22 protein-coding genes are annotated in these 26,059 nt (G+C 35.3%); 9 read left to right on the plus strand and 13 right to left on the minus strand.

The window, feature by feature from the left end:
• Nucleotides 1-32 precede the first annotated feature (32 nt).
• Nucleotides 33-740, minus strand: a complete 708-nt coding sequence (locus WFH39_RS00155; protein ID WP_336688342.1) for a diphthine--ammonia ligase — start codon at nucleotides 738-740, stop codon at nucleotides 33-35.
• A gap of 107 nt (nucleotides 741-847) precedes the next feature.
• Here WFH39_RS00155 and WFH39_RS00160 point away from each other — a divergent pair, with 107 nt between their 5' ends.
• The 3 genes from WFH39_RS00160 (at nucleotide 848) to WFH39_RS00170 (ending at nucleotide 5,473) form a co-directional block, all read left to right on the plus strand.
• Nucleotides 848-2,041 (plus strand): response regulator transcription factor, encoded by a 1,194-nt coding sequence (locus tag WFH39_RS00160; RefSeq protein WP_336688343.1) that lies wholly within the window; start codon nucleotides 848-850, stop codon nucleotides 2,039-2,041.
• Nucleotides 2,042-2,234: 193 nt separating this feature from the next.
• Nucleotides 2,235-4,166: a S8 family peptidase gene (locus tag WFH39_RS00165; RefSeq protein WP_336688344.1), complete on the plus strand. Its 1,932-nt coding sequence runs from the start codon at nucleotides 2,235-2,237 to the stop codon at nucleotides 4,164-4,166.
• 554 nt (nucleotides 4,167-4,720) lie between these two features.
• Nucleotides 4,721-5,473: a hypothetical protein gene (locus WFH39_RS00170; RefSeq protein WP_336688345.1), complete on the plus strand. Its 753-nt coding sequence runs from the start codon at nucleotides 4,721-4,723 to the stop codon at nucleotides 5,471-5,473.
• Nucleotides 5,474-5,528: 55 nt separating this feature from the next.
• Here WFH39_RS00170 and WFH39_RS00175 read toward each other — a convergent pair whose 3' ends face one another.
• From WFH39_RS00175 to WFH39_RS00185, 3 genes are all read right to left on the minus strand, one after another.
• Nucleotides 5,529-6,653, minus strand: coding sequence for a polysaccharide deacetylase family protein (locus WFH39_RS00175; RefSeq protein ID WP_336688346.1), 1,125 nt, complete (start codon nucleotides 6,651-6,653; stop codon nucleotides 5,529-5,531).
• A complete protein-coding gene (locus WFH39_RS00180) occupies nucleotides 6,653-7,813 on the minus strand; it encodes a tetratricopeptide repeat protein (RefSeq protein WP_336688347.1) in 1,161 nt (386 codons plus the stop codon). The genes WFH39_RS00175 and WFH39_RS00180 overlap by 1 nt, the downstream gene beginning before the upstream one ends.
• Before the next feature lie 108 nt (nucleotides 7,814-7,921).
• Nucleotides 7,922-8,962 carry a hypothetical protein gene (locus WFH39_RS00185; protein WP_336688348.1) on the minus strand — a complete coding sequence of 347 codons (1,041 nt, stop codon included), beginning with the start codon at nucleotides 8,960-8,962 and terminating at the stop codon, nucleotides 7,922-7,924.
• 395 nt (nucleotides 8,963-9,357) lie between these two features.
• Here WFH39_RS00185 and WFH39_RS00190 point away from each other — a divergent pair, with 395 nt between their 5' ends.
• Nucleotides 9,358-9,732, plus strand: a complete 375-nt coding sequence (locus WFH39_RS00190) for a hypothetical protein (protein ID WP_336688349.1) — start codon at nucleotides 9,358-9,360, stop codon at nucleotides 9,730-9,732.
• Nucleotides 9,733-10,017: 285 nt separating this feature from the next.
• The gene (locus tag WFH39_RS00195) at nucleotides 10,018-10,947 is read left to right on the plus strand and encodes a hypothetical protein (protein WP_336688350.1); all 930 of its coding nucleotides are present in this window, start codon (nucleotides 10,018-10,020) and stop codon (nucleotides 10,945-10,947) included.
• 49 nt (nucleotides 10,948-10,996) lie between these two features.
• Here the strand turns inward: WFH39_RS00195 and WFH39_RS00200 are convergent, their stop codons facing one another.
• A complete protein-coding gene (locus WFH39_RS00200; RefSeq protein ID WP_336688351.1) occupies nucleotides 10,997-14,344 on the minus strand; it encodes a methylmalonyl-CoA mutase family protein in 3,348 nt (1,115 codons plus the stop codon).
• A gap of 239 nt (nucleotides 14,345-14,583) precedes the next feature.
• Here WFH39_RS00200 and WFH39_RS00205 point away from each other — a divergent pair, with 239 nt between their 5' ends.
• The gene (locus WFH39_RS00205; protein WP_336688352.1) at nucleotides 14,584-14,916 is read left to right on the plus strand and encodes a hypothetical protein; all 333 of its coding nucleotides are present in this window, start codon (nucleotides 14,584-14,586) and stop codon (nucleotides 14,914-14,916) included.
• On the opposite strand, the gene WFH39_RS00210 is transcribed toward WFH39_RS00205, so the two are convergent.
• Nucleotides 14,913-16,019, minus strand: a complete 1,107-nt coding sequence (locus WFH39_RS00210) for a DUF3667 domain-containing protein (protein WP_336688353.1) — start codon at nucleotides 16,017-16,019, stop codon at nucleotides 14,913-14,915. The genes WFH39_RS00205 and WFH39_RS00210 overlap by 4 nt on opposite strands.
• Before the next feature lie 328 nt (nucleotides 16,020-16,347).
• Between WFH39_RS00210 and rplM the strand changes: the two genes are divergently transcribed.
• The 3 genes from rplM (at nucleotide 16,348) to rpsB (ending at nucleotide 18,164) form a co-directional block, all read left to right on the plus strand.
• Complete coding sequence (rplM, locus tag WFH39_RS00215; RefSeq protein ID WP_027381190.1) at nucleotides 16,348-16,803, plus strand: 50S ribosomal protein L13; 456 nt, start codon at nucleotides 16,348-16,350, stop codon at nucleotides 16,801-16,803.
• 5 nt (nucleotides 16,804-16,808) lie between these two features.
• Complete coding sequence (gene rpsI, locus WFH39_RS00220) at nucleotides 16,809-17,195, plus strand: 30S ribosomal protein S9 (RefSeq protein WP_072883409.1); 387 nt, start codon at nucleotides 16,809-16,811, stop codon at nucleotides 17,193-17,195.
• Between the two features lie 207 nt (nucleotides 17,196-17,402).
• Nucleotides 17,403-18,164, plus strand: coding sequence for a 30S ribosomal protein S2 (gene rpsB / locus WFH39_RS00225; RefSeq protein ID WP_076396348.1), 762 nt, complete (start codon nucleotides 17,403-17,405; stop codon nucleotides 18,162-18,164).
• Nucleotides 18,165-18,239: 75 nt separating this feature from the next.
• On the opposite strand, the gene WFH39_RS00230 is transcribed toward rpsB, so the two are convergent.
• From WFH39_RS00230 to WFH39_RS00260, 7 genes are all read right to left on the minus strand, one after another.
• A complete protein-coding gene (locus WFH39_RS00230) occupies nucleotides 18,240-18,413 on the minus strand; it encodes a bacteriocin-like protein (RefSeq protein WP_336688354.1) in 174 nt (57 codons plus the stop codon).
• A gap of 114 nt (nucleotides 18,414-18,527) precedes the next feature.
• Complete coding sequence (locus tag WFH39_RS00235) at nucleotides 18,528-18,977, minus strand: DUF6759 domain-containing protein (protein ID WP_336688355.1); 450 nt, start codon at nucleotides 18,975-18,977, stop codon at nucleotides 18,528-18,530.
• Nucleotides 18,978-19,006: 29 nt separating this feature from the next.
• The gene (locus tag WFH39_RS00240) at nucleotides 19,007-19,651 is read right to left on the minus strand and encodes a DUF6759 domain-containing protein (protein WP_336688356.1); all 645 of its coding nucleotides are present in this window, start codon (nucleotides 19,649-19,651) and stop codon (nucleotides 19,007-19,009) included.
• Nucleotides 19,652-19,827: 176 nt separating this feature from the next.
• Nucleotides 19,828-20,505 (minus strand): tRNA (guanosine(46)-N7)-methyltransferase TrmB, encoded by a 678-nt coding sequence (gene trmB, locus WFH39_RS00245; RefSeq protein ID WP_214587440.1) that lies wholly within the window; start codon nucleotides 20,503-20,505, stop codon nucleotides 19,828-19,830.
• Nucleotides 20,506-20,575: 70 nt separating this feature from the next.
• Nucleotides 20,576-21,376, minus strand: coding sequence for a DUF6759 domain-containing protein (locus WFH39_RS00250; protein ID WP_336688357.1), 801 nt, complete (start codon nucleotides 21,374-21,376; stop codon nucleotides 20,576-20,578).
• Between the two features lie 208 nt (nucleotides 21,377-21,584).
• Nucleotides 21,585-22,373 carry a hypothetical protein gene (locus WFH39_RS00255; protein ID WP_336688358.1) on the minus strand — a complete coding sequence of 263 codons (789 nt, stop codon included), beginning with the start codon at nucleotides 22,371-22,373 and terminating at the stop codon, nucleotides 21,585-21,587.
• 163 nt (nucleotides 22,374-22,536) lie between these two features.
• On the minus strand, nucleotides 22,537-25,938 hold the full coding sequence (locus WFH39_RS00260) for a T9SS type B sorting domain-containing protein (protein WP_336688359.1): 3,402 nt from the start codon (nucleotides 25,936-25,938) through the stop codon (nucleotides 22,537-22,539).
• Nucleotides 25,939-26,059: the final 121 nt, after the last annotated feature.

A 26,059-nucleotide genomic window follows, 5' to 3' on the forward strand; every position in this document is an offset into this window, starting at 1 on the left:
TTAGTTTAAACAAAAACGGAAAAACACTGGAATTATTTTAAAATCAAATCACAAAACCAGAAAACGTATTCTCCAGTCTCTGTTTCTTCAGATTTCGGTTTCGGATATGTTTTTTTAACAATTTCTCCGATCTCGAATTCAACAGGACTTTTAAAAAGAGGTCCGTCAAAAGTAAAAGTGTGAAATTCTCCGTTTTCTCCGCAAGGATCTACATTTTTCGGTAAATCTTTAATGAAAGATTCATCAATCATCCTTCCTGCAAAACTTTTGTCGAGGTAAGTCTCATTCACACAGGTAACAATTGTTTTGAAACCCAGATCTAAAAATTCGTGGATGAGGTTAGTGGTATTGATTTTCCACAATGGAAAAACAGCTTCCATACCGATCGATTGCAGTTGCTCTTCGCGGTATTTTTTTAAATCTTCCAGAAAAATATCTCCGAAAATAGAATGCGTAACGCCTTGAGATTGTATTTCCGTCATGGTTTTTCCCATGATCTCTCGATATTCTTCCATAGAAGGTTCTTTAGGAAGTTCCATTTTAATTAAAGGAAAGCCTAAACTTTCTGCCTGTTTTTCCAGTAATGAAACATGAACGCCGTGCATGGAAATTCTCTGATATTCTTTATTAATGCTTGTAAGCAAAGAAATAACATCAAATTTTTCTTCTTTTAAAGTTTTATACAGAGCTATGGCAGAGTCTTTTCCGCTGCTCCAGTTGAATATCGCTTTTTTCTTCATATTTTTCTGATGTGAAATTAGCAAATTCTTCTTGCATTCTAACCACAGAATGATTTATTTTTGTGCATCACTGTGGTATGAAAAAAGTTATTTTAATTTTCGTTTTAATGAGTTGCTGGGTCTTCGGACAGAAAACCAATATATCGGCTTTGGAAAACGAAATTTATTACAATAACCGATCCGGAAAACATCAGCTTTCGCAGGCAAAGCTTCTGAATTTGCTCGATGAAAAAAAGCTTTCAAAAAGAGATGAGGTAAAACTTAATTATCTCATGGCTGCGACTTTCCGCAGCATCAATGATTACGGTTCTTCGATAAAGTATTTAAAACGCGCCATGCAGCTCGCAGATCAGATTCAGAATCCTGATTCGTTAAAAATAAATATACAGGCAGAAATGGCTTTTGCGTATTTCGATGATAATAAATATGGAGAATCTGAAAAGCTCATGATCGAAATCAGGGCAAAAAAATATCAGAATCTTGATGAGAACAGTAAGGCATATATTATTATGCAGCAAGGCTACATCGATTTTCTGGCTAAAAAATTTGATGCTGCAGAGAAAAATTATTACGTTGCATTATCCATTCTGAAAAAAATATCCCAATGTAATCAGCCGGCAGTTTTAGTAAAAATGATGCAACTTCAGGGTGCCAAAAAGAATTTCAATTTAGTTGATCATCTGTATTCTCAATGTATTAAAATTGCGGATTCTTGTAAAATTTTAAAATATGAAGTATACGCGACAGAGGAAATACGCGAGATTTACCAGCATGCAAACAATAAAGAAAAGGTCTTTCAGCATACAAAAACGCTTGATTCTTTGAATCTTTTATTTAACCGGGAGAAAAAACTTGCGGATATGCATATTCAAAATGAAGAATTTCTGGAAAATAAAACCGAAAAACAGGAGGAAATCAGTTTGTTTACAATTATCATTTCGTCAATTGTTGTTGTGATTCTCATTTGTCTTGGTTTTTACTTTTGGCAAATATCTAAAATCGAACAAGATGAAAAACTGAAGATGCAGAAGGAGCTTGAAGTCTTGAAGGAAGAATTAAGAATATTTTCTCAGGCTCAAATCTCGAAAAACCCCGAAAAGGAAGAAATTTTAAATACTGCAAACCTCAATCGGAAACAAAAAGAAATTCTTGATCTGATTGCAGGTGGTTTTACCAACAAAGAAATAGCCGATAAACTCTCGCTGACAGAAGCTACAATTAAATATCATATCAGAAATATTTATGTGGCATTGGATATTAAAAACAGAAAAGATATGCTGAAGAAATTTTCAAATAAGTAGAATTGTTTCTGTCCACATTTACGTAAAAAATAGAGTTAATTTTATTTTACAATTAAATTGTACTGAATTCCAGCGGTTTAATTATTTTTTAATCTTAGCTTAAATTTTTTTTTTACAAAAAAATTATCCTTGCGGTGAGTGCAAAATATCAAACATTTACAGAATTTTGCAGCATAAATAATGTTGTAAAACGATGAAAAAAAATCTAATTCTTATAGGGTTTCTGATAAGCATCAGAACTTTTGCTCAGACTTACGAGGAGCGCGCGGTCATTAAAAGAGATATCAACAGTACCGAAATTACCAATCTGAAAAACCAATTTGAGAAAGAATATCAGGAACAGCAGATTAAGATTCAGGCGTATTTGTTGGCAAATCCTTCAGCAAAAAAAGAGTTTACCATTGGTAAGAACTTTTACAGATTACAGAGAATAGATGCAGACGGACATCCGATTTACATCAATACAAAAGATGCAAATCAGGTTACCAATGCAAAGGTAAATTCACTGTATCAGGGAGGAAGCTTGGGTGTAAACATTACGGGAACCAATATGATTGCTGGTATTTGGGATGGAGGACAGGTGAATGCTTCTCACGAACTTCTTTCCGGTCAGGTTGCGATGCAGGCAAATCAGACTGTAAATACAGTCGGTGGAAACAACCACATGCAGGCAGTTGCGGGGATTATGGTCGGAAAAATTGTCACCAGCAGTACAAATTCCTTAGCTTCAACTGCACGCGGTCTTGCACCAAACGCTACGGCAAAAAACTACGATTGGGATAATGATTTGACCGAAATGGCAACTTTTGCAGCTGACGGGTTTTTAATTTCAAATCATTCGTACGGTGCAGCTAATGATAATACAATTCCTGTTTGGCAATTTGGTGCGTACGATTTTACAGCGAAAAGCTGGGATATGCTTCTTAAAAATACACCAAACTACTTACCTTTTGTAGCCTGTGGAAACGAGCAGACCTCAAATGGTAATATGTCAGCAGGAGGATTTGATATTATGACAGGATCTTCAGCTTCTAAAAATGTTGTAACGGTAGGTGCGATAAATTTAGACAATTCAATGTCAGATTACAGCAATTGGGGACCGACGGACGATGGCAGAGTAAAACCGGATTTGGTAACGCTTGGTAGTGAAATCAACGCTCCTTTGTACACCGGAAACAATACGTATACAGGTGTTGTAGCCACTTCTTCAGGTACATCATATGCAGCTCCTGCAGCGGCGGCAGCGGGTCTTTTGCTTCAGCAATACTACAAATCGATTTTCGGAAACTATATGAAGGCTGCTTCATTAAAAGCTTTAATGCTTCATACTGCCGACGACGCGGGAAATGCAGGTCCTGATGCGAAATTCGGATGGGGAATTTTAAATGTTGAAAAAGCTGCACAAACTATTAAGCAGTTGCAAAGCGGTGGAAGCGCGAAATTGGTAGAATTCACAACTAATCCAACGAATGATTCTAGTAGCGAAATTTCTACAAACGGTGTTGCAGCGGGTTCTTCTGCAAGAGCTTCCATTTGCTGGACAGACGATGATGGACCCGAACAAGTGTCCGCAGACGGTGTAAATCCTACTACTAGCAGACTTGTTTATAATTTTGACATCCTTTTCAGGCAATTATCACCTACTATTAATGCAAGACCTTTTGCGCCGCTTAGTGTATCAAGTCCAAACACAGTTGCAGCCGTAGCTTCATCATGGTTTGGAAACAATGTAGACAATTACAAACAGGCAAATATTAGCAGCACAACAGCCAACAGTACTTTGTTTCTTTACGTAAGAAAGTCTTCAGCTTCGCCTTCTATGGTAAGAAATTTCAGCGTGCTTATAACAGGTTTGAAAATTACAAGTGCGACGCTTGGAACGAAGGATGTAAAATCAGCAAAAAATATCGTTTTCTTCAGCAGAGATGATTCAAAAATTAAGATGATTTCGAATGATCAGTCTGCAGCTTTTGGAGAATATAAAATCTTTGATATGTCTGGAAAATTAGTTCAGTCGGCAAAAGAAAAATCGAATGAGATATCTTTCAGCGTAAAAACAAACGGTGTGTACTTTTTGGTTTACGAGACAAAAACAGGTTCTGAGACTTTCAGATTTAAATTATAATACGTTTCAGAAAAAAAGATTGTTTCAATTATTTTTTAAAGAAATCCGCTTTTTTATCGGAAGTCACTGAAAAACTAATCAAAAATCAAAAGGCTTAAACGAATTTTACGTTTAAGCCTTTCTGTTTATTATATTTTGAATTTAAAATTTTGGAAATTCATTTAAACGATTCTCACAGACTTATTTTGACTATTTTAAGCATTAATTTCAGCCACATTTTTTAGATATGACTTTTTCAGTGACCTCCTTTATCGTGGCGGATTTTTTATGCTAAATTCCAAATTATTTACATTTTGCTCATGATTTCGCGATATTTTTACATTTTTCCAATGGCTTTCGGTTTCATTGTTGAGGTAATATTTTTCAAAAATAATCAGATTGATTCAAAATTCACTTTTCATTTTTATATTTATTGGATTTGTTATTTTTCATTAATTATTGTTTTATTTTAATTAAATATTAATAAAAATTCATATATAATTTTATTTTAGTCAGTTATAAGAATTTATGGTGTTTAATAATGTTATATATTTGCAGCTGCTAATTTTTGTGCCGTGAAAAAGTTTTTTTTATTTCTATCGATTGTATTTCTGAGTCGGGCGAATGCTCAGAATGTGGGAATCAATTCGCTTACACCGCAAATGACTCTGGATGTAAATGGTGTGGCTTCTACCGTTACCAAAGCAGACGGAATGAGAGCGCCCAGAATAACGTTGGCTCAGCTAAATGCAAAGACAGGGTATAACTCCAATCATGTAGGCGCTTTACTTTATGTTACAGATATTACAGGAGGTTCCACAGTATCTGCAACAGCACAGATCGCGACGGTTGGATATTACTATTTTGATGGTACCGCATGGCAATCTGTAGTTGCTAAAACAGGAACAGCGGTTTTTATTGCTTCACTGGGAAGCGGAAATGGTTCTGCAACAGCGGCTAGTATCAATTCCGGTGGTTTTACGACGGTTCCTCTTTCAACCGTAACTAAAAATGTAGGCGGTGGAATCTGGAGTCCTGCAACCAGCACATATACTGTTCCAAGTTCGGGAACATATCTCATCAAATCGAGTATCAGACTTGTAGATGGAAGCCCAATTAGAAATGTGTTTCAGGCGGTGCATACTGATAATTCAGATATTCCGGAGGGAATCTGGAATACCAACTCGGGAAACCGCTGGACAATGCTTTATACAAGAATTGCCTATTTTAACAAAAACGATCAGTTAAGACTTTATATGTATTCTGACGGAGCAGTAGCTAATATTTCTGACGCTTCGTTAAATATTGTTTTGCTAAGCCAGAACTAAGGTTCTTTTGAAATATAGTAAAACCCCTCATAAAATTTCTGTGAGGGGTTTGTTGTTACTTTATTTCTTCAGGTGTTAGCCATTTAACGGGACAATCCTTAAAATATTCATTAATCGCAGGAACTGCAATTTCAGCTTTAGGATGAACATCGTGAAACAAGATAATTCCCTTTCTCCATAAAAGCATCAGCGTAATAACTCTTGAAGAGACCTCTTGTGAAGATATTTTTTCACTCCAGTCCTGCGAATCGATATTCCACAAAAGAACAGGCTGCTTGTTTTTTAATAAATATTGTATCATCTCTTTGCTTCTTTGTCCATAAGGGGGACGAAAATAAAACGTCTTATGATTAAAATCAAAAACATCTTTAATCATACCGTTGCTTTCGTCAATCTGTAATTTCCAGTCGGGAAGATACTGATGCGATTTATGAACCATACTGTGAGAGCCGATCCAGTTTTCTCCGTACATAGATGAAACACTGTTTTTGCCGTTTGCGGCAATTCTCTGTTGTAACTTATCTCCCGATAAAAAGAAAATACCTGTTAAGTTTTGCTCTTTTAAAACGTGAATCAACTGATCTGTATGACCGTTTTTTGGAGTCGGACCATCATCGAACGTGAGAAGATAATTTTTGTCATTTAATTCAAAACCATTTTTCTCGGTTGGATCTAATGTGTTGATTTCGCTTGTCCTTTTATTGGATTTTGCAGCCAGCCGCAGGCACTCTAAAATATATGTTTTATAAAAACTTTTAGAATTCTGATACCAGTTTTTTAGATTTTCAGGTAATCCGCCTGAAAGCTTTTTTGTTACCAAAACCAGTTCCTGATAAGTGGGATTTGTCTTTACAGAAACTACCTCTGAAAGCGCATTTGCGTCTAAGCTTTTAAAATTTTGAACCAGACGATCCTGAGTCTGTTTTTTCCAGATTTTTACTCCTTCGGAAGTTCCGTCTTTTACGGCTAAAGTTTTGAATAATTCCGTTTCGTTGGAAGCATTAATTTCAGCGAATGTTTCCAGAAACACCAACATTTCCATTTTGGAAGCAACATCAAAATCTTTACTGCTTTTCATGGGTAAATTCCAAAGATCACGATTGGCTGTCGCAATGCTGGATGGACCTTGTGAGAAGATAAAATCTGAAATCAGAATGAACAATAAAAGTAATTTTTTCATTATCTCATTTTTGATTTTACTCTCAGAATAGCTTTATCGTAGACCGGATTTTCCTTATTTTCTTTCGCTAAGCCATAATAATAAAGGGCTTCAGAAAATTGTCCGCTGTTTTCGTAAATTTTCGCAATATTATAATAAGAATTTGCTTTAATCGTATTGTCGGTTGCAAATTTAATGGCTTCACGATTTGCCCATATCGCTTCTGCGTTTCTTCCGATTTTGCTGAATGCAAGTCCGAGATTACTGTAGATCTGCCCGTCAAAAGGATTATATTCCAACGCTTGTTGATAAGAATTAACCGCCTGTTCTATTCTGCCGGAATGATAAAAATTTTCGCCCTGTTTATTGATGTCGAACGCTGTCTGTCTGTAGCTTTCGGTGATAGAATTACTTGGTGTTGAAGAAGACCGGTAGTTGCTTAATAAGCTTCTCACGCCTTCCCATGAAGCAGAATTTTCAAAATTATTGATATCAATAATGTTTCCGGATTCATCAATCATAAAAACCACCCAAACTGTCCCTTTTTTATATTTTGGCACATCATAACTTTTAATCAGGGTATTTCCTATATAAACATAAACTTTTGCATTGCTTATATTGGAAAGGTTATCATTATCCATTCTGTTTTTATCGGAGTAATCATGAACCGCATAAATATATTTTTGATTCTGAGCTCTTTTTTCAATCGTAATAGTTTCAGGACCAAAACTATCTGTATCGTCTACATCAAGATTGGCGTTGGTTCCTTCTTTGTGATAATAGCAAATATGATTGTTCGGATAAGAAAGATGCGAATCCAGATCAGAAGGAGATTTTCCCCAGCTTAAAACAATTCTCATTCCGTCCAGATTTTCCATAACAGGACTTAAAGCGTACGTCAGACCGCCAAAAGGACCTTTTGTAACCAATGTGGAATAGCCTTCTTTTTTGATGATTAAAGTGATCTCATTGTTGGCATCAACAAACTGTGGAGGAATAACGGCTTTTCCTGAAGCGTCCGTATTGACCGTTTCTGAAGTTTCTCCGTTTTTCTGGAAGATAATTTGTGCATTGGGAATAACCTTGTCTTTAACGACTGCACTTAAAACCAATAACTCATTGTTCTTTTGAGCAAAAATAAAGGATTGCCAAAAAACGAACAGCAAAAGAATTTTTTTCATGGAATGTTTTTATTTAATTGGCATCAAATATAAAAAATCCTCCAAGATTTTGAAGGATAATGTTTCAGATAGATTCAAGATTAGAATTTTACCTGAATTTCTTTACTGTTAATATTTTTTCGACTGAATTTCTTTAACGGGAATAAATGCTCCGTTAAGATAATCTATTTTCTGTTCAAAAGGATAAGCAGGATTTGATGTCATTAAGACTCCCACAACACCGAAAAACATTCCGATGCTCAAATTTCCGATATTGGGACTTCCGGATCTTAATTTTCCGACGAAATAATAATCGTTGTCTCTTTTTTCTGCCTTCGTGAAAAGATTTTCGATAGGAAGATAAACATACAATTCTCCTTTGTATATAAGGGCATACACATCATCTTTCTTTATTTCTTTTTCTTTTCCGTCTGCTGTTTCAAATATTCTGTGGATTTTGGGTTGGTTTCCGTAAAATTTAACACTACTGATTTCCTGTTGAGGCTGCTGGTTTTTCAGGGAAGTATAATCCTTGTACAGTCCGTCTTTCAATTCAGAAGAATTAAAGAGACTGAATGATTGTTTATAGGCATCATCAAAATTTTTAAGCTGTTCCCATGTGTAACGCTCTGTTGTATTAGGTTTTCTGGATGCATTTTTAGCAATAAATTCTCCCAGCATTTCACTGCCTTTTCTTAAAATTTCTTTCGTTACATCGGCTGATTTATGCTCTGTTACGGTATCTGTTTTTTCGAGCAAAGAGTAGGTTTCGTCATCATTTTTAGCGAAAAGAAAGCCCTGGAAATAACAATACCCAAATTCTGTAAATGCTTTTGAGACTTCAGCAAAATACAATTGTTTAAGATATAAAACCAGACTTCCGTTTTCTGCATTTTCTCCGTTTATGCTGTTTAGAACATTTTGAAACTGATCAGAAAGGGGAGATGTAGGAACTACTCTGGCTTTTGCGTTCAATGCGCCCTGCTGAACAATTCCAACGGCTGTTGTATCAATTCTGGCATCAATAATTGTAATGGTTTTATAATAGCTTTTCTCTGCTTTTTGAAAAGGCGGGGTAATCGTAAAATCTTCCGTTCGCTTCTGGGCGAATAAAATGGCAGATAAACATAGGAATACAAATAGTACATTTTTTCTTAAAAATATTTTCATGATGGTTGTTTATTTTTATTTTACTAACGGTTTAAATGGATGATTAGTCTATAAAAGTACAAAAACCTCAAAGAAAATTCCCTGAGGTTTGATTTATAAATCTTAAAAAAGGTAGCTGAGCGAAGTTGAAGCTACATATTTCTTCTGTACTTTCCACCCACTTCAAACAAAGCATTGGTAATTTGTTACGAGATATTTTTATTATCAACTATAAAATTTCAAAATAATTATGATAAATAGTTAAGGATAATTATTAAGTAATTATACAAATAAACATGTAAGTAATTGTTATTTAAATTACGGAAAACCATAAATAGTGAGATGTCAATCTAAAAATAAATTTTATGTATTTTGATTTGTAGAATATTTTTATTAATTTTGTCAAAAATATTAACATGGGTGTTTTAGATTTTATTTCATTTGAAGATCCAAACAAAGTTGGAGGTTCTATAAAGGCAACCATACACAAGACCGGCAAACTTGGGTTTTCATCTGGAGCTGAAGATTTTATGGGAATTAAAGAAGATTGTTTTTTTAAGGTTGGATTTAATAATAATGATACTTCTGATGATAGTATATATATGGTTAAATCTGATGTCGAGAATAATGCTTTTAAAATTTCAAAAGCAGGTATGTATTATTATATAAATCTGAAAAATGTTTTTGATAAAAGAGGGATTGACTATAAAAATAAAAGTTATATATATGATATAAAGAAAGAGAATTCTGAGGGAACAGAGTTCTTTATTTTAACTAAAAGAAAAAAGTAATATCGAGGGAAAGAAAAATATAAAAAAAGGCTGAATAAACAGCCGAGGAAAATTTATCAAATTTTGTTTTTAATTTGGATTGCGACCCCTAATTTTTTAACAAAATTATTTAAGAAGAAGTGAGATTACCTCATCTACTTTTGTTGTACAAAGATACTTCAAATGTTTCTTTTTTCCAAAACAAAATTCGGTTTTAACACTCACGAACGTTAGAGTAAATAATAATATCAAAAAAATGAGAATATTAATTATTAAGAATTTTGAATTAAAAAAGAATTAAAAATTATGAATTATAAAGTATCAACTTTCAAATTTTCTCTTTCAAATAATAGAGGAGAAAAGCACTATTTAGCAAACTTGCCTGGAAATATTGATTTTCAAGATTTATTCGATGAATTTTGTGTGGATATTTTTTCAAATACTAAAAAGTTTAATGAAAATGGGAAAGATAAAAGTCTTACCCTAAGAGAGCCTCATAAAGTTGACAAAGAAAAAAGACAAATCTTTGGTAAATTTGATGCAGGAACTACAGGTGACCCAGTGAATATTAACGACCCAGAAACTAATGAAACAAACTATTCTGTGGGTCCTGATGAACTTCAAGCTAGAATTTTGAATTTCTATGCTCAAATTCCTAAAAATAAACAAGAAGGCTTCATTGTATTACAAAGAAAGTCTACTCATAGTATTCAAAAAAGCTTAGAGGATTGTTTTAATGATTTTTTAGTGAGGAAAGGTTTTGAAGGCGAAAATAGAATCAGAATTAAACTTTCACATGCACCAAATTCAAAATTGATGCAAAGAATGATGGAGTTTGGAGAGCTGAAAGAAATTAATCTTGAAAAAAATATTATTCCAAATAGTTTTTCAGAATTGTTCGAAGGTGTAAGTGATTCTAATAAAGGGACAACTACGACTAAATTGGTCTTCCAAAAATTTGCTGTAAAGGATAACTTTAAACAAGTATTATTTAATATTCATAGTAAAAGTTATACAGGTGATGAGCAAGTTGAGATTGAAGGAAATTTTTATGATGAAGTTTCATTTACATTTCAGCTAGATAAGATTACGAAAACATTTTTTGTAAAGGATAAAACAAAAATTAGGTCGGAAATTGATATTACATCAATGTTAGACGATGAAAGTATGAAAGGTGAAATTCCTATTGATAAATTTGTAGAAATATCTATCAAGCTAATTTTAGAAATTTCATAAAATTATAAAGGCTGTTCATTGAACAGCCTTTTTTATATTTATTTGCGTATTACATATTTCTTCTGTACTTTCCACCCACTTCAAACAAAGCATTGGTAATTTGCCCAAGAGAGCAGTATTTAACAGCATCCATCATCACTTCGAATAAGTTTTGCTGATTGATTGCGGCGTGTTGCAGGGTTTTCAAAGCGGCTTCCGATTTATCTTCATTGGATTTCTGGAAGTTGTGAAGCATTTCAATCTGGAACTGCTTTTCTTCCTCTGTTGAACGGATGACTTCTCCCGGACGAACCGTTGGCGAACCGTCTTTTCCTAAGAACGTGTTCACTCCGATGATCGGATATTCTCCGGTGTGTTTCAGCCATTCGTAATGCATCGATTCTTCCTGAATTTTTGAACGTTGGTACATCGTTTCCATTGCGCCCAGAACACCGCCTCTTTCAGTGATTCTGTCGAATTCCGCGTAAACAGCTTCTTCCACCAAATCCGTTAATTCTTCAATAATAAATGAACCTTGTAGGGGATTTTCATTTTTCGCCAATCCTAACTCTTTATTGATAATCAACTGAATTGCCATCGCTCTTCTTACGGATTGCTCAGTCGGAGTTGTAATTGCCTCATCATAAGCATTGGTGTGCAATGAATTACAGTTGTCATAAATTGCATACAACGCCTGTAAAGTTGTTCTGATATCGTTGAAGTCAATTTCCTGCGCGTGAAGCGAACGTCCCGAAGTCTGGATGTGGTATTTCAGCATCTGGCTTCTCTCGTCAGCTCCGTATTTCAGTTTCATTGCTTTTGCCCAGATTCTTCTTGCCACACGTCCGATTACTGAATATTCAGGATCGATTCCGTTGGAGAAGAAGAACGATAAATTTGGTGCAAAATCATTGATATCCATTCCTCTTGACAGATAATATTCAACATACGTGAAACCATTCGCCAAAGTAAATGCCAGCTGAGAAACCGGATTGGCTCCCGCTTCCGCAATGTGATACCCTGAAATAGAAACAGAGTAGAAGTTTCTTACTTTTTCTTTGATAAAATATTCCTGAACATCGCCCATTAATCTCAAAGCAAATTCAGTAGAGAAAATACAGGTGTTCTGCGCCTGATCCTCCTTTAAAATATCTGCCTGAACCGTTCCACGAACAGTAGCAATGGTTTTTGCTTTAATTTCTGCATATACATCGGCAGGAATGACCTCGTCTCCTGTAATTCCCAATAGTTTTAATCCTAAACCATTATTGGAAGGCGGCAATTCTCCGTTGTATTTTGGTCTTGCTAAACCTTTGTCGTCGAATTTCGCTTTCAAAACTTCCTCAACCTTAGCCTCAAGCTTATTCTCAACAATATATTTCTCCACATTCTGATCGATGGCTGCATTCATAAAGAAAGCCAATAACATCGGAGCCGGACCGTTGATCGTCATTGAAACCGAAGTTAATGCATTCACCAGATCAAATCCTGAATATAGTTTTTTAGCATCATCCAAAGTAGCGATAGAAACGCCCGCATTTCCGATTTTACCGTAAATATCCGGCGGTAAAGCAGGATCTTGCCCATACAATGTTACTGAGTCGAAAGCCGTAGATAAACGTTTTGCAGGCATTTCTGCGGAAACGTAGTGGAATCTTCTGTTGGTTCTTTCAGGCCCTCCTTCTCCGGCAAACATTCTCGTTGGATCTTCTCCGGTTCTTTTGAAAGGATAGATTCCCGCAGTGTAAGGGAAACTTCCCGGAAGATTTTCCTGACCTTTCCATTTAATCAGATCGCCCCAATCGTTGTATTTTGGTAATGCGATTTTCGGAATTCTTAGGTGAGATAAAGATTCTGTTGAGGTTTCAACCTTAATTTCTTTTCCTCTTACGAAATAGGAATAAAATTCAGCTTTGAAAGCCTCTTTCGTATCATCCCATGTTTTAAGGAAGTCGATGTTTTCCTGTTGAAGTTCCTTTTCAGCTTTCTGATATTCAGCATCTAAGGTTTCATTGGAAAGGAAATTTTTAATGCCTTCAATATGATACATTTTTCTTGCTAACTCAGCCTGTTTTTCAACATTCGCATCGTATTGTCTGTTGTTTTCAACGATTTCGGAAAGATAACGGACTCTCTTTGGCGGAATAATCGTTACTTCGTCGGTAACTTCCTGTTCAACAAATGTTTTTAAATTTAAATCAGCAAATTTATCATTGACTTTAGAAACCAGTCTGTTGTATAATTCTGTCGTTCCGTGATCGTTGAACTGAGATGCTTTTGTGGCATACACGGGCATTTCATCCAATGGCTGTTCCCACAGCAAATGGTTTCTCTGGAACTGTTTTCTTACGGCTTGAAGCGCATCAAGAGCACCTCTTTTATCAGATTTATTTAAAGCTACCAAATCTGCATAATCCAGCATGTCGATTTTTTCCAACTGTGTGGAAGCTCCGTATTCAGGCGTCATTACATACATAGAAACATCTGCAAAATCAGACACTTCCGAGCCGGATTGTCCGATACCCGAAGTTTCAAGGATAATAACATCAGGATGAGCCAGTTTCAAAACATTTAATGCAGAATGAATGAACGGAGAAACAGAAACGTTGTTTTCTCTCGTTGCCATCGAACGCATATAAACTCTTGGATCATTGATTGCGTTCATACGGATTCTATCACCCAAAAGTGCACCTCCGGTTTTCTTTTTCGAAGGGTCAATTGAGATAATCGCAATTTTTTTATCGGTGTTTGAACGCAGGAAACGTCTTACCAATTCGTCTGTCAAAGAAGATTTTCCGGCTCCTCCGGTTCCTGTGATCCCGATAATCGGAATATGTAAGTCTTTTGATTTTTCGTCAATTGCTTTTACCAGCTCAGGTTTTTCTTCTGAAAAATTTTCAACTGCTGAAATGATTTTCGCAATACTTGTAGAATTTTCAAAACTGATGGAATCCAGATCTTTTACATCAACATCTTTTCCTGTTGCGAAATCTGATTTTTGAACCAAATCATCAATCATTCCCTGCAAACCAAGTTCACGGCCATCATCCGGAGAATAAATTCGGTCGATTCCGTAAGACATGATATCTTCGATTTCTTCCGGCAGAATTACACCGCCGCCTCCACCAAAAATTTTGATCTGTGGCGAATTTTTTTCTCTTAAAAGATCGTAGATGTATTTGAAATATTCGTTGTGACCGCCCTGATAAGAAGTTAAGGCAATAGCGTTTGCATCTTCCTGAATCGCAGTATTTACTACTTCTTCAGCCGATTTATCGTGTCCAAGGTGGATAACTTCGCATCCTGTTCCCTGAATCACACGGCGCATAATATTAATAGCAGCATCATGACCGTCGAATAGCGACGCAGCCGTCACGATTCTGACTTTATTTTTTGGAGTATATTTTTGGGTTTCCATAAAAGATTTAGAAAATTTCTGAATTTCCAAATATAATAATAAAATAGAAACCCGATGTTTAATGTTAATATATTGTAAATTATTAAGTTAATTTGGTTTGATTATTTATTTGAACTTCATTTAAACTAACATTTGTTAGAAATGATAACTGCTTAGAAGTTACGCCGCTGATTTCTCAGAAAATCTTTCACAGAATGATATCATTAATTTCTATAATTTTGCATCATATTAAATAAGGTATGAAAAAGGCATTGCTGTATTTCGCTCTCGGAACGATTCTGAGTTTTTTAATCAATTATTTCTTTTACAGTTCAGAAAATATCGGACTCGACATTTATTATGCCGTTGCCTTTGGTTTTGCATGGGGAGTTGCCTATTATTTAGATACCCCGGATTTTACTCTGCCTCAAAAATTAGGATTATCTTTTGTTGCCATGGGAATTTTAGTTTTTGTGGGAGCTTTAATTTTTAATCTGGAACTGGCTATTCCTTCCGTCCTGAAATTTTCAACGGTTTTTGTGGCGTATTATTTAATTGCAAGTTTCAGAGCCAGTAAAACACTGCGCCATTAATGCATTGTTATAAAACTTACATACATCAATATTAGGAACATACAGAAAAGTCCGAATAAATTTACAATAAATAAAAGTATTCCTTTTACAACACTTATGCTTCGGGCGTTTTCATAAACTCTGTGATGTGCTGCAAAAAAATATACCAGCATATAAATAATTGCTGCTGAATAGAATAAAAATCCCAGAATACTGAAGAAATTATTATCCGGCAGAAATGATGCGAGATGTGAAATGAATATCATAATCAGGATTCCCAATAATAAAAAGGAAAAATAATGAAGTGTAAAAATACCATGATCAAAATACCACCATTTCTTTTTATTGTGAAACACCCAAAGAAAAAAGGCAAAAATAGGAAGATAGACAAATAATGCTTTTGGAAGTGTATGTACCATGGTTTCCTTGAATTTGTCGAAAATCTCATCTTTCTTTAATCCTCGTTCCTGAAAATGAAATATTTTTTTCGCAAAAGGTTTCATAAACGCATATACAGGCTTTTTATCCTGATTTCTGATGCTTAGAGAGTCATACTGCTTCATCGTTGTCGCTCCCAAAATGCTCATTTTGCCGTCTTCTGTCATTCCTAATGCATCTGTTTCAATGCTGTTTCCATTGATTTGAGTGATTTTTATATCTTTATTTTGTTCAAAAGGTTTCTCTTCTTTCAGCTGATTTTTTTGGATTGAATATTTCAGACTGTCCGTAAATTTTGTAATCTTATCGTCCAGTTCTTTTTCTTTTAAAATCTGTTCCTTTTTGTCCTGTTCTGAAAGTTCTTCTTCTGAACCAGAAAATAGAGTAGGAAGGAAAAAAGTAATGAAACTGATAAAGATATACAGTTTTACGGGAGCCACATACAGTTGTCGCTTTCCTGCAAGATATTCTTTTGTTAATCTCCCGGGACGCGTGAGCAGATATTTTATGGTTTTCCAAAACTGCCCGTCATAATGGGTGAAATCCTCAATGAAATGAGTGAAAAGATAATGGAACGGTTGTTTGGGCTCCGTGTTTTCCTGTCCGCAATGAGGGCAGAATCTTTTTTCAACATGGTGTCCGCAGTTAAGACACGTTTTATCTTCTCTAATTTTTCCGTGGCTCATGATATAATTATGGATTTCAGCAAATATAATTATTTAAAGAAATTAAATAATCAAATCGATATGTTTTTGAGGAAAATATTAAATTTAATTAATATTTATCTTTAAATAAATTTGAAATTTAGGGTTATTGCTGAATTTATCATATTATTTATTAATTCTTTGTTTTTCAGCGAAAGAGTCAATTTACAGCTGTTAACTTTATCATTTTGTTAGCGTTGAACAGATAATCAGCGTATTAAAATAAAATATGTTTTTGCATTCTAAAAATAATTTGTACCTTTGCACACCCTTTTAGGGGAAAATTATGTTTAATCTTTAACTAAAACGTGTGAATACATTAAGTTACAAAACTGTTTCAGCGAACAAAGCTACTGCTAATAAAGAATGGGTTGTGGTAGACGCTGAAGGACAACCGTTGGGAAGACTAGCTTCTACGGTTGCAAAGATTTTGAGAGGTAAGCACAAAACGAACTACACACCTCACGTAGATTGTGGTGATAACGTAATCGTTTTGAACGCTGGGAAAGTAACTCTTTCCGGAAACAAGTGGAACGACAAGACTTATATCTGGCATACAGGTTACCCTGGAGGACAGAAGTCTATGACTGCGGCTGAACTTCAAAAGAAAGATTCTTTAAAAGTATTGGAAAAATCAGTAAAAGGGATGTTGCCTAAAAACAGACTTGGAGCTGCGATCCTTAAGAATCTTTACTTATACGAAGGAACTGAGCACAAACATGAAGCTCAACAGCCTAAAACAATTAATGTTAACGAATTTAAATAATTAATATGTCTACAGTTCACAAAATCGGAAGAAGAAAAACTTCTGTAGCAAGAGTTTATGTAAAGCCAGGAACTGGTAACATTACAGTAAACGGTAAAGACGCTAAAGAATACTTCTCTACAGATGTAATGGTTTACAAATTAAACCAACCATTTATCCTTTCTGAAACTGTTGGTCAGTATGACGTTACCGTAAACGTATTCGGTGGTGGAAATACAGGTCAGGCAGAAGCTATCAGATTAGGTATTTCAAGAGCTTTATGCGAGATCAACGCTGAGTTCAGATTAGCATTGAAGCCTGCTGGTTTACTTACAAGAGACGCAAGAATGGTGGAAAGAAAGAAGCCAGGTCAGAAAAAAGCAAGAAAGAGATTCCAATTCTCAAAACGTTAAGATTTGCTGTTGGCGAATGGCTTATGGTTATTTGCTACAGAAATGTATTAATTTTTATTTAAACTTAATCTCGGCGAAAAGCCAATTGCCACAAGCAAAAAGCAAAACGCCAATTGCCCGTTACGTTTAGCATCCAAACGCTTCTCCCATCTAAAGAAGTTGTTGATTGTTTAAAAGACGGAAAGTAAACTAACAAAAACAAAAAACATGGCAAAAGCAAATGTAAAAGACCTTCTAGAGGCTGGTGTACACTTCGGTCACATGACTAGAAAGTGGAATCCAAATATGGCTCCATACATTTTTATGGAGAAAAATGGTATTCACATTGTAGACTTACATAAAACAGCTGTTAAATTGGATGAAGCTTGTAACGCTTTAGAAAAATTAACTTCTGCAGGTAAAAAAGTTCTTTTCGTAGCTACTAAGAAGCAGGCGAAAGAAGTTGTTGCAAAACACGCTTCTGAACTTAATATGCCTTATATTACAGAAAGATGGCCGGGAGGTATGTTAACAAACTTTGTTACTATCAGAAAGGCTGTTAAAAAAATGAACTCTATCGACAAAATGAAAAAAGATGGAACGTTCGAAACTTTATCTAAAAAAGAAAGATTACAGGTAGACAGACAAAGAGCTAACCTTGAGAAGAACTTAGGTTCTATCGCTGACATGGTGAGACTTCCATCTGCTGTATTCGTAGTAGATATCATGAGAGAACACATCGCGGTAACTGAAGCTAAGAAATTAGGTATTCCGGTTTTCGGTATTGTTGATACCAACTCTGACCCAAGAAAAGTTGATTTCGTTATCCCAGGAAACGATGATGCTTCTAAATCTATCGATATGATTCTTAGCGTAGTTTCTGAATCTATCAAAGAAGGTCAGTCTCAGAGAAAAGCTGATAAAGAAAAATCTAAAGAAGAAGGAGAAGTAGTATCTGCTGATAAAGATGCTGACTTTGATGCTGAATAATTAAAGATTTTCTTTAAAATATTAAAATCCGCTGAATCTTTGATTCAGCGGATTTTTTATAACTAAAAAGTTTATTTATTTCTTTGGACAAACCAAAAGATCCGGATCGAAAGGACTTGGAACTCCAACTCTACATATAGCACCACAACATATTTCTCCTCCTTCTACATTACAGCCGTCTGCACAGCTTCTGTAACCTCCTGTAATTGTTCTCAATTCTTTTCTTGAAACTTTTTTCAAATTTTTCATAGTTCTTAATTTGTAATTTTCCTACTCTGTATGCTTTTCGGATTCCGCAATGATCTTTTTTCAAATGTAATGAATAATTTAATATGTCACTATTTTTTGATAAAATATTTTTTGCTAATTAGAAAGTGTCACATTATAAGATGAACTGATGAACTTTGTTTTATTGTAAACTGAATTACAAACCATTCCAGAAATATTGTAGTTTTGGTTTTTCGGAACCATTGCAGAACCTATTTTATTGGCGCCAATAGGAATTTTCTTGAAATAATTGTTACCGCTGATCGTAAGAACCATATTACAGCGCGAATTATTTTCAACTGTAATCGAAGTATTCGGGCTGTCTTCCGAACCATTTAGAAGATCTGTTAGAACGGCTGCTGTTTCCGATTTATATGTTTTTATTAAAGTCTGATATTCTAATTCAGTCTGATTAGCAGATGAATTTCTCACACCTGCAGAAGTAGGCGGCGTACTCTTCACAGAATTATTTGTTGTTCTGTAATGGGTAGCTTCACAACTGCTTAAAGCAAGAATAATAAAAACTGAAGGGAAAAATTTTTTCATACGAAATTTTCTTAGTGTAAATTTAAAAATTACTTGCTTCCCAACATTGCTTTATTTTCAGTTTGTACCGGATTGTTAATGGTTAAAAAAATACTTTTCCTGATGTCTTTCTGAGAAGAATATAAAACATCACAAACATGACTTGTAAGTGTATAATTTCCTTTATTGATAACAATGGAGTTTTCGCCTTTCGCCGGAACTGCCAAATTATAAAAATCCTTTCCCTGAATTCTTAAAACAATATTGCAGTCCGAATTATTTTTAAACAAAAGAATAACTTCTTTACTGCTGATATCTTCATTAAACATGGCATTAAGCAGTTTTACGGTTTTATCTTTATGTTCAGCCGGCGTCGAGGCAATCAGACGTTTAAATTCTTCTGTTTCCGCTGCATTAGAGTTCTTCATTAAGTTATTGGAAATCTCAGAAATAATAGGTCTTGCGACCATTGGTTTGGCATCTTTCTTTCCTTTGGTCCATTCCGAGTTTTTTAAAGCAATCAGTTTAGATTTTAGTACGCTTCTTTTGGGATCATCGGGATGAGCTGTTTTCAGGAAGTCTTCGATTTCAGCAATATTTTTACTTTCTAATATATTTTGCGAATGGTTTTGTACGCTTGCTGAATTGCAGCACACGAGGAGTGTTGTTGAAATAACCAACAGAATTTTTTTCATGATTTATCTTATTCTTTTTGAATAATTTTTGTGTTTTTATACAGTGGTAAAAGGATGCAGAAGTCTGCAGCCTTAATAATTTTTAAGTAATTTATTTACGTAAAAATGTAAAGATAAATCAGATTTTATAAAGTGTTTTTCGAAATAATAATATCTTTTTTCATCATCTTTTTTGTTTAATTAATCCTGAATTTAATATATGTTATTGTTTTTCCTTTTGCTGAGAAAAGTTCCTCGTAATAGGTTTTTATATCTCTCAAATGCGGAGTATTCGGATCATATTCCAAGGCTCCGTATATATCGTGATGAGCAGTAATGATTTCATAACCTGCTCCCTGCAAAAATCCTAAAGTATATCCGTGAAGAAATTCCGAATCTGTTTTCAGATGAACAATGCCGCCGGGTTTCAGAAACTTTTTATATCTGTCTAAAAAATCGGGGTGAGTTAATCTGTGTTTGGTTCTTTTGTACTTAATCTGCGGATCAGGGAAAGTAATCCAGATTTCATCAACCTCATTTTCTGCAAAAAAATAGTCTACAAGTTCAATTTGTGTTCTTAAGAATGCTACATTCTTCATGCCGTTTTCTACGGCTTCTTTAGCGCCGAACCAGAATCTTGCCCCTTTAATATCAACTCCGATAAAATTTTTCTCCGGAAATGTTTTTGCAAGCCCCACTGAATATTCACCTTTTCCACAACCCAACTCCAAAACGATAGGATTGTCGTTTTTAAAGAAATCTGTTCTCCATTTTCCTTTAAGATCGAACCCGTTTAAAGCATCTTCCCTTGTTGGCTGAATAACGTTTGGTAATATTTTGTTTTCTGCGAATCTTGCTAATTTATTTTTACCCATGAGAAATTTATAAAATCCTGCAAAAATAGCGAATTTTAAACAAATGCTTCATTTTTAAATCTGAAAAAGATTATTTTCTGGCAGAACTTCCCAAAGCCACCATTAAAGGTTTCTGAATCGTTTTCTGCGATGCATACTGGGCTCCGCATACTATACTTGTAAAAAGATAATCGCCTTTCTGTACCACAATCGAATTGTCTCCGTGTGAAGGCACAGGAAGTCTGTATTTTGTAGTGCCGATTCCTTCCATACGTACAATAATATTACAGTCGGATTTATTCTCTATCATCACGATACATTCTTTCGCATTGGGATCGTTATCGAAAAGAGAATTCAGGATCTTTACGGTCTTATTTTTATGCTCTGCCGGATTTTCTGCCATAAGCATATTAAATTCTGAAGCTTCCGTATCAGGAATTGCTTCAGCAGGTTTCGGGTTTACAGATGGTGTCGCAGATGGAGCAGGAGCGATATAAACATTTTTTGGATTGCTTGGTGTATAAACTACAGCAGATTGTCCAACCTGCAATTCTTTCTGATATTTTGCAATCTGTTTTTGTTTGATGATGGCATTCATCTCATCGAAAGATATTTTGGTTGAGGGACGTCGTTTCAGCATAGCCAGCCAGTCCTGCATCTGCTTTACTTTCTGGTCTCCGGGCTGTGCGTTTTTTATGTATTCTTTCATCATTTCCATCACGCGGGGTTTCAGGACAGATCTCCGCGGATCATCAGGATGGGCATCCCTCAGGAAAGCATTAATTTCGTAAATATTTTTACTTTTTAAAATTTCACTGTAATCTTTCCCTTTCGACTGAGCAGAAAGAATGATGCACAGAGTCATACTAAAAAAAATAAATAGCTTTTTCATTCACTGGTATTAAAGTGTAAAAGTAAATATTTTTCTCGTTTAATTGATTTATTTTTAGGGTATTAGTATTCAAAATTGCAACGCAAATTACTTCAATCGTAATAAACATTCAATTTTTTCTAAATTTAAAAATAATTTTAAGTAAAACAAAAAAATGTACATCCCGGTTGGAAAATGTACATTTTTTTTGTTTGTATGATATGAAATTTTATTTCAGGACATCCTGAAGATGAGAATTTCTTAATCGTCTTTGGTAAATCGGAAGATATTTTTCTATCGGGATTTTTATTGCATCAAAATTTCCGGCAAGAACGTAAGGTTCTATATTTTCTGAACTATAGACAAACTGCAGGAAATTATCTATTAGGTTTTCAGGAATTTTGAATTTTGTGAAGTAATCTTTCCCTAAATAATTTTTAATCTGCGTTACAGAATTATTCATTCTTTCATAGGCTACATAACGCTGCTTTTTCTTTCTTTCTCCGGATAAAATATCATAAATACTTTCCAGGCTGAAGGTAAGTCCGCCGTCCCGCAGACCTGCAACAGGAAGTTGTGGCGGGGTTCCGTCTCCTTTAGGCTCCGGAAGACCAATTACTTTTTTAATGGCTAAAGCCTTATCTTCTTTTCTTATAGAATTAACATCATACCGTAAATTTCCGGTAGGCTTAAAACGGCTGATTACAACCTCCTGAATATCATGATACGCCACCTTCAGCTCAACCAGATTTTTCTGATCCATCATTTCAGGAGTAAGTTTAATATCTTTTCGCTCTGTAATAATGGAAGTGAAACGGATGACATCGCCCGGATTGGCAAAAATAGAAAAATCACCATTATAATCACTTAAAACAGTTTTCAGTGTGGTAAGATTCGTAACATACATCTGGTTTAGATATAAAACTGAATTATCTCTTAGAAAAACTTCTCCGGAGTATGTTTGTGCATTAATTTTTGCCAGAAAAACTAAAAGCAGCAGAGTAAATAGCTTCTTCATATATACCGCAAAATTACGCAGAAAAACCAACAAGCTATACCTATTTTAGTAGTGAAAACAGGTTAAAGTTATATTAAACTTTAATTCGGAATTGTTAATGAATGTTATAAGTATACTTATAAATTTAAAATGTGTGAAAACTCTTACGGATTCTTCAACTAATTTAATAATTCTTTACCAAAAGCCAGCTCGTATATTTTACGGTTGTGGTACCCCCAAATTCTGTCCAGCTGATGAAATACCAATATGTAGCTGTATTTACATGTCTTCCTCCGATTTTTCCGTCCCATGTAAACTTATTGGACGGTGCTCCACGAAATACTTCTGCGCCATATCGGTCGAAAATTCGGAAAATTACATTGTCATAATTCATCAGGTCAGAATAATTTATCGCATCATTGTAGCCGTCAAGATTGGGCGTAATCGTATTGATAAGATTTATAATGACAAAAGGTCTTGTGACTTCTTCGCATCGATTTGTATCCCGAATGTGAAGAATATGATTTCCTCTCGGCACATTCATGAAAACATTTGAACTCTGCCAGTTTACACCGTCCAGAGAATATTCATAAGGCGGAGTTCCGCCACTTGCTCCTATTGTAACTGTACTTCCGTTAATTTCAATCATTGTGATAACAGGAAGGGAAGATTCTGCAACGGTTACGCTTTGTCTGTAAGTACAGCCTTCTGAAGTAAGGTCTACCCAATAATTTCCGGGTGCAACATTGCCTATGGATGATGTGGTAGCCCCTGTGCTCCATAAGTAACTGTCGAATCCCGGTCCTGCATCTAAAGTGGTAAATGTTTTAGGACAGATTATTTTATCTTTAAGAATCAGTGAAGATTTAGGAGTTTTTACCGTTACAGTGATTGAAGCAATATTAGGGCAAACTCCGGATTTTTCAAATCTTATAAAAATCGTCTGAGTTCCCGATAAATTCATTGGATTTACGATCTGTGCCGTATTATTCTGAGCATCGGGAAGCGTAGGATGAAAAGTTACTGTAACAGACGGATCTGTTGTAAACTGACTGATATAAGGCATCAGGTCAATAATTTTAGTTCCGTCAAGATTGTCATCACACATCGTAACAGCATGCGTGGTTTTAATTAAAGGAATTTTATTTCCAATAACAAAAACAAGCGGCTTCACAACAGGAGGACAGCCGTCCGGAGAATCCACTCTTATATAAATTGTAGTGGTTGTTGTATAAGACCAGTTATTGGGTAAAGTATTCGTGTTTCCGGCGTTGGCGTCCGTTAGGTTGGCATAATATCTTACATTCGTAAAATAAGTGGTATTGCTTAAAACAAGAGGTGTGATATTTGAAAGGATAATGTTTACTGTTCCGTCCAGATTATCATCACAAAAAGTCCCTGTATAATTGTTAACAACGTTTGCGAAAGGATAAAGATTAAGTGTAATCTGAGCTATTGCTTTACATCCAAGATTATTTTTTACCACAGCATAAACAATAGTTCCGTTTGCGGCAGTGTAAGAAGTCGTATTGGTAATTGCTGTTCCCGGGGTTTCGTTCTGGGCATCCAACAGATTCGTATAATAGGTAATCGTTACCGGAGAATTACTGGTAATATTTGCTGTTGTTAAATTAAATACTCCCTGTCCGGAACCGTTATCACAGACTTTTAATGTTACATTATTAACCGTTAAAGCCTGAATGTTGATAGTAACAGTTACTGTTTCACAGTCTGGAAAGTCAGGATTGTTTCCACAAAATGTATAAGTAAATGTATCTGTTCCTGCAGTTCCTGGATTAGTAACGGTATACGTGATGATTCCTGTGGTTGCATTTACTGTCGCCGTTCCTAAGGTTGGAGCCGTAAGCACAGCAACCGTGGAAGGTACTGGAGTCTGGGTAGAACTGGTAAATGCGGGAGTAATTGTTTTTGTTGTACAAACATCGTAAGCAGCGTTAGACAATTTTGTACAGTTCTGTACTTTGTATTGTGCTGTGATTAAAGGGGCGCAGCTTCCCATTGTTACCGAGCAGGTATAATAACCGGACTGAGTGGGAGAGTAAGAAGCTCCTGTAGCTCCCGGAATTAAAACTCCGCCGACATACCATTGATAGGTGTCATAAATTACAGGATCTACCGTAAGCACAATTCCCGGAGCGCAGTCCCCACCGGATTTTAAAATTACAGGCTGCGTAGGAAATCCAGCAAAAAAACCTCCATATCCTACTGCATCACTTCCCGCATTAATTCCAGCTGTTATCGCTTTAGACGAAACAACGGTTACTGTTCCTGCGGTATTCGGAATGCCGTACGTTACCCAGTTAAGAGTTCCCGTCATATTGAAAGGACCTGTTGAAATCGGGGGTGTAATTCCATTTACGGTAACTACTGCACCTCTTTCTGTGATGAGATTTAATTTTGTGGGAACATTTAAAATACCATTCGGATTACCGTTGGAATACACAAAGTTTTCATCAATTAATCCAAGTTCGTTAATCTGTTTCGGTAAGTAACAGTTCAGAGCAGGAATAAAATTGAATCCGCCTGTTGCCACTTCATTTCCTGCGGTACTCGCACCTGCAAGAACCTGATAAATATAGACGTTCTTGGTTGTTTTAATGTATAAATTATAATGTCCGCTCCCCTGAAGCTGATATTTGGAATCCGGAATCATGAAATACTGTCCCGTGTTTAAAGTAGCAACAGGAACAACTTCGTTATTTACGCGGATTTCCGTATTGTCTTCGGTGGCAATTACTAAAGCACCTTCCATGTTTGATCCTATACTTCCGTTGCCTTTTACCAAAGCGAATTCATTTCCTAAGCGGTCTACCGGAACTGACTGATCCATGAGAATATCAGAACTCTGAGGATAATTTCCTGCATATTGTCCATTGAAATTTCCATTGGTAACGTTGATGTTTTTATTGGCTGTAATTTTGGCACCGATAAATCCGTCAAAGTTTCCTGTAATATTTCCGATTCCGTCGATGATGTAAGATTGTCCTTTATTTAAATTGAAAGTAATCGTAGGGTTTGTTGCTCCGGTGGTTCCGTTTGAAAACTGTACGGTGGGTTTGTACCCTGTTATGGTAACCGTAGTATTGTCTTCAGTTGCCAGAACACTCGTCATAAAATTCAGGATTGAATTACTCACGGAGATTGGTGCATTGGCTGCATAAAAAGTTTTTCCGGTGGAAGGAATTCCTTTTGAAGTAATAATTTCAGCATGATTAAATACCGAAAATCTTAGGTTGGCGTAGAAAGGAAATTCTGCTTTTACATAAAGTCCTTTGGTTGTTGGGGTAAAAAGATCTGTCTGCTGGGATGTAATAATATAATCTCTTAAAATATCAACTTTTTGAGGATTTCCTTTGCTGATTGTTGCCGTGGCAATTAAAGTATTGTTGTTATAAATTTCTACCGGAAAAGGCGTAGTACGGTTAGTAGAAAGATATAATTTCTGATTGGGATTTGAATTTCCTGTACGGTCTACCATGGGCGCAAACCAGTGTTCTCTATCCAATTGTGCAAGTGTAGAGGTGAAAAACAGAATTAAAAATAGAAAAGATAGAATTTTCTTCATTCAGGTATAGCCTTTAATACAAATTTAATAATAAAAAGCTTTCTGAACTAAAAAAAATAAAAAAACCATGATATCAAAATCATGGTTTTTTCGGAGAATATTTTTTAAAGAATATTTAAAA

Source organism: Chryseobacterium sp. MMO-72 (genome assembly GCF_037146035.1).
In the GTDB taxonomy this organism is placed as follows: Bacteria; Bacteroidota; Bacteroidia; order Flavobacteriales; family Weeksellaceae; genus Chryseobacterium; species Chryseobacterium indicum.

Coding starts and splice junctions, on each gene's coding strand:
- WFH39_RS00155 (WP_336688342.1), bottom strand. CDS start 740: ATGAAGAAAAAAGCGATATTCAACTGGAGCAGCGGAAAAGACTCTGCC.
- WFH39_RS00160 (WP_336688343.1), top strand. CDS start 848: ATGAGTTGCTGGGTCTTCGGACAGAAAACCAATATATCGGCTTTGGAA.
- WFH39_RS00165 (WP_336688344.1), top strand. CDS start 2,235: ATGAAAAAAAATCTAATTCTTATAGGGTTTCTGATAAGCATCAGAACT.
- WFH39_RS00175 (WP_336688346.1), bottom strand. CDS start 6,653: ATGAAAAAATTACTTTTATTGTTCATTCTGATTTCAGATTTTATCTTC.
- WFH39_RS00180 (WP_336688347.1), bottom strand. CDS start 7,813: ATGAAAAAAATTCTTTTGCTGTTCGTTTTTTGGCAATCCTTTATTTTT.
- WFH39_RS00185 (WP_336688348.1), bottom strand. CDS start 8,962: ATGAAAATATTTTTAAGAAAAAATGTACTATTTGTATTCCTATGTTTA.
- WFH39_RS00190 (WP_336688349.1), top strand. CDS start 9,358: ATGGGTGTTTTAGATTTTATTTCATTTGAAGATCCAAACAAAGTTGGA.
- WFH39_RS00195 (WP_336688350.1), top strand. CDS start 10,018: ATGAATTATAAAGTATCAACTTTCAAATTTTCTCTTTCAAATAATAGA.
- WFH39_RS00200 (WP_336688351.1), bottom strand. CDS start 14,344: ATGGAAACCCAAAAATATACTCCAAAAAATAAAGTCAGAATCGTGACG.
- WFH39_RS00205 (WP_336688352.1), top strand. CDS start 14,584: ATGAAAAAGGCATTGCTGTATTTCGCTCTCGGAACGATTCTGAGTTTT.
- WFH39_RS00210 (WP_336688353.1), bottom strand. CDS start 16,019: ATGAGCCACGGAAAAATTAGAGAAGATAAAACGTGTCTTAACTGCGGA.
- rpsI (WP_072883409.1), top strand. CDS start 16,809: ATGTCTACAGTTCACAAAATCGGAAGAAGAAAAACTTCTGTAGCAAGA.
- rpsB (WP_076396348.1), top strand. CDS start 17,403: ATGGCAAAAGCAAATGTAAAAGACCTTCTAGAGGCTGGTGTACACTTC.
- WFH39_RS00230 (WP_336688354.1), bottom strand. CDS start 18,413: ATGAAAAATTTGAAAAAAGTTTCAAGAAAAGAATTGAGAACAATTACA.
- WFH39_RS00235 (WP_336688355.1), bottom strand. CDS start 18,977: ATGAAAAAATTTTTCCCTTCAGTTTTTATTATTCTTGCTTTAAGCAGT.
- WFH39_RS00240 (WP_336688356.1), bottom strand. CDS start 19,651: ATGAAAAAAATTCTGTTGGTTATTTCAACAACACTCCTCGTGTGCTGC.
- trmB (WP_214587440.1), bottom strand. CDS start 20,505: ATGGGTAAAAATAAATTAGCAAGATTCGCAGAAAACAAAATATTACCA.
- WFH39_RS00250 (WP_336688357.1), bottom strand. CDS start 21,376: ATGAAAAAGCTATTTATTTTTTTTAGTATGACTCTGTGCATCATTCTT.
- WFH39_RS00255 (WP_336688358.1), bottom strand. CDS start 22,373: ATGAAGAAGCTATTTACTCTGCTGCTTTTAGTTTTTCTGGCAAAAATT.
- WFH39_RS00260 (WP_336688359.1), bottom strand. CDS start 25,938: ATGAAGAAAATTCTATCTTTTCTATTTTTAATTCTGTTTTTCACCTCT.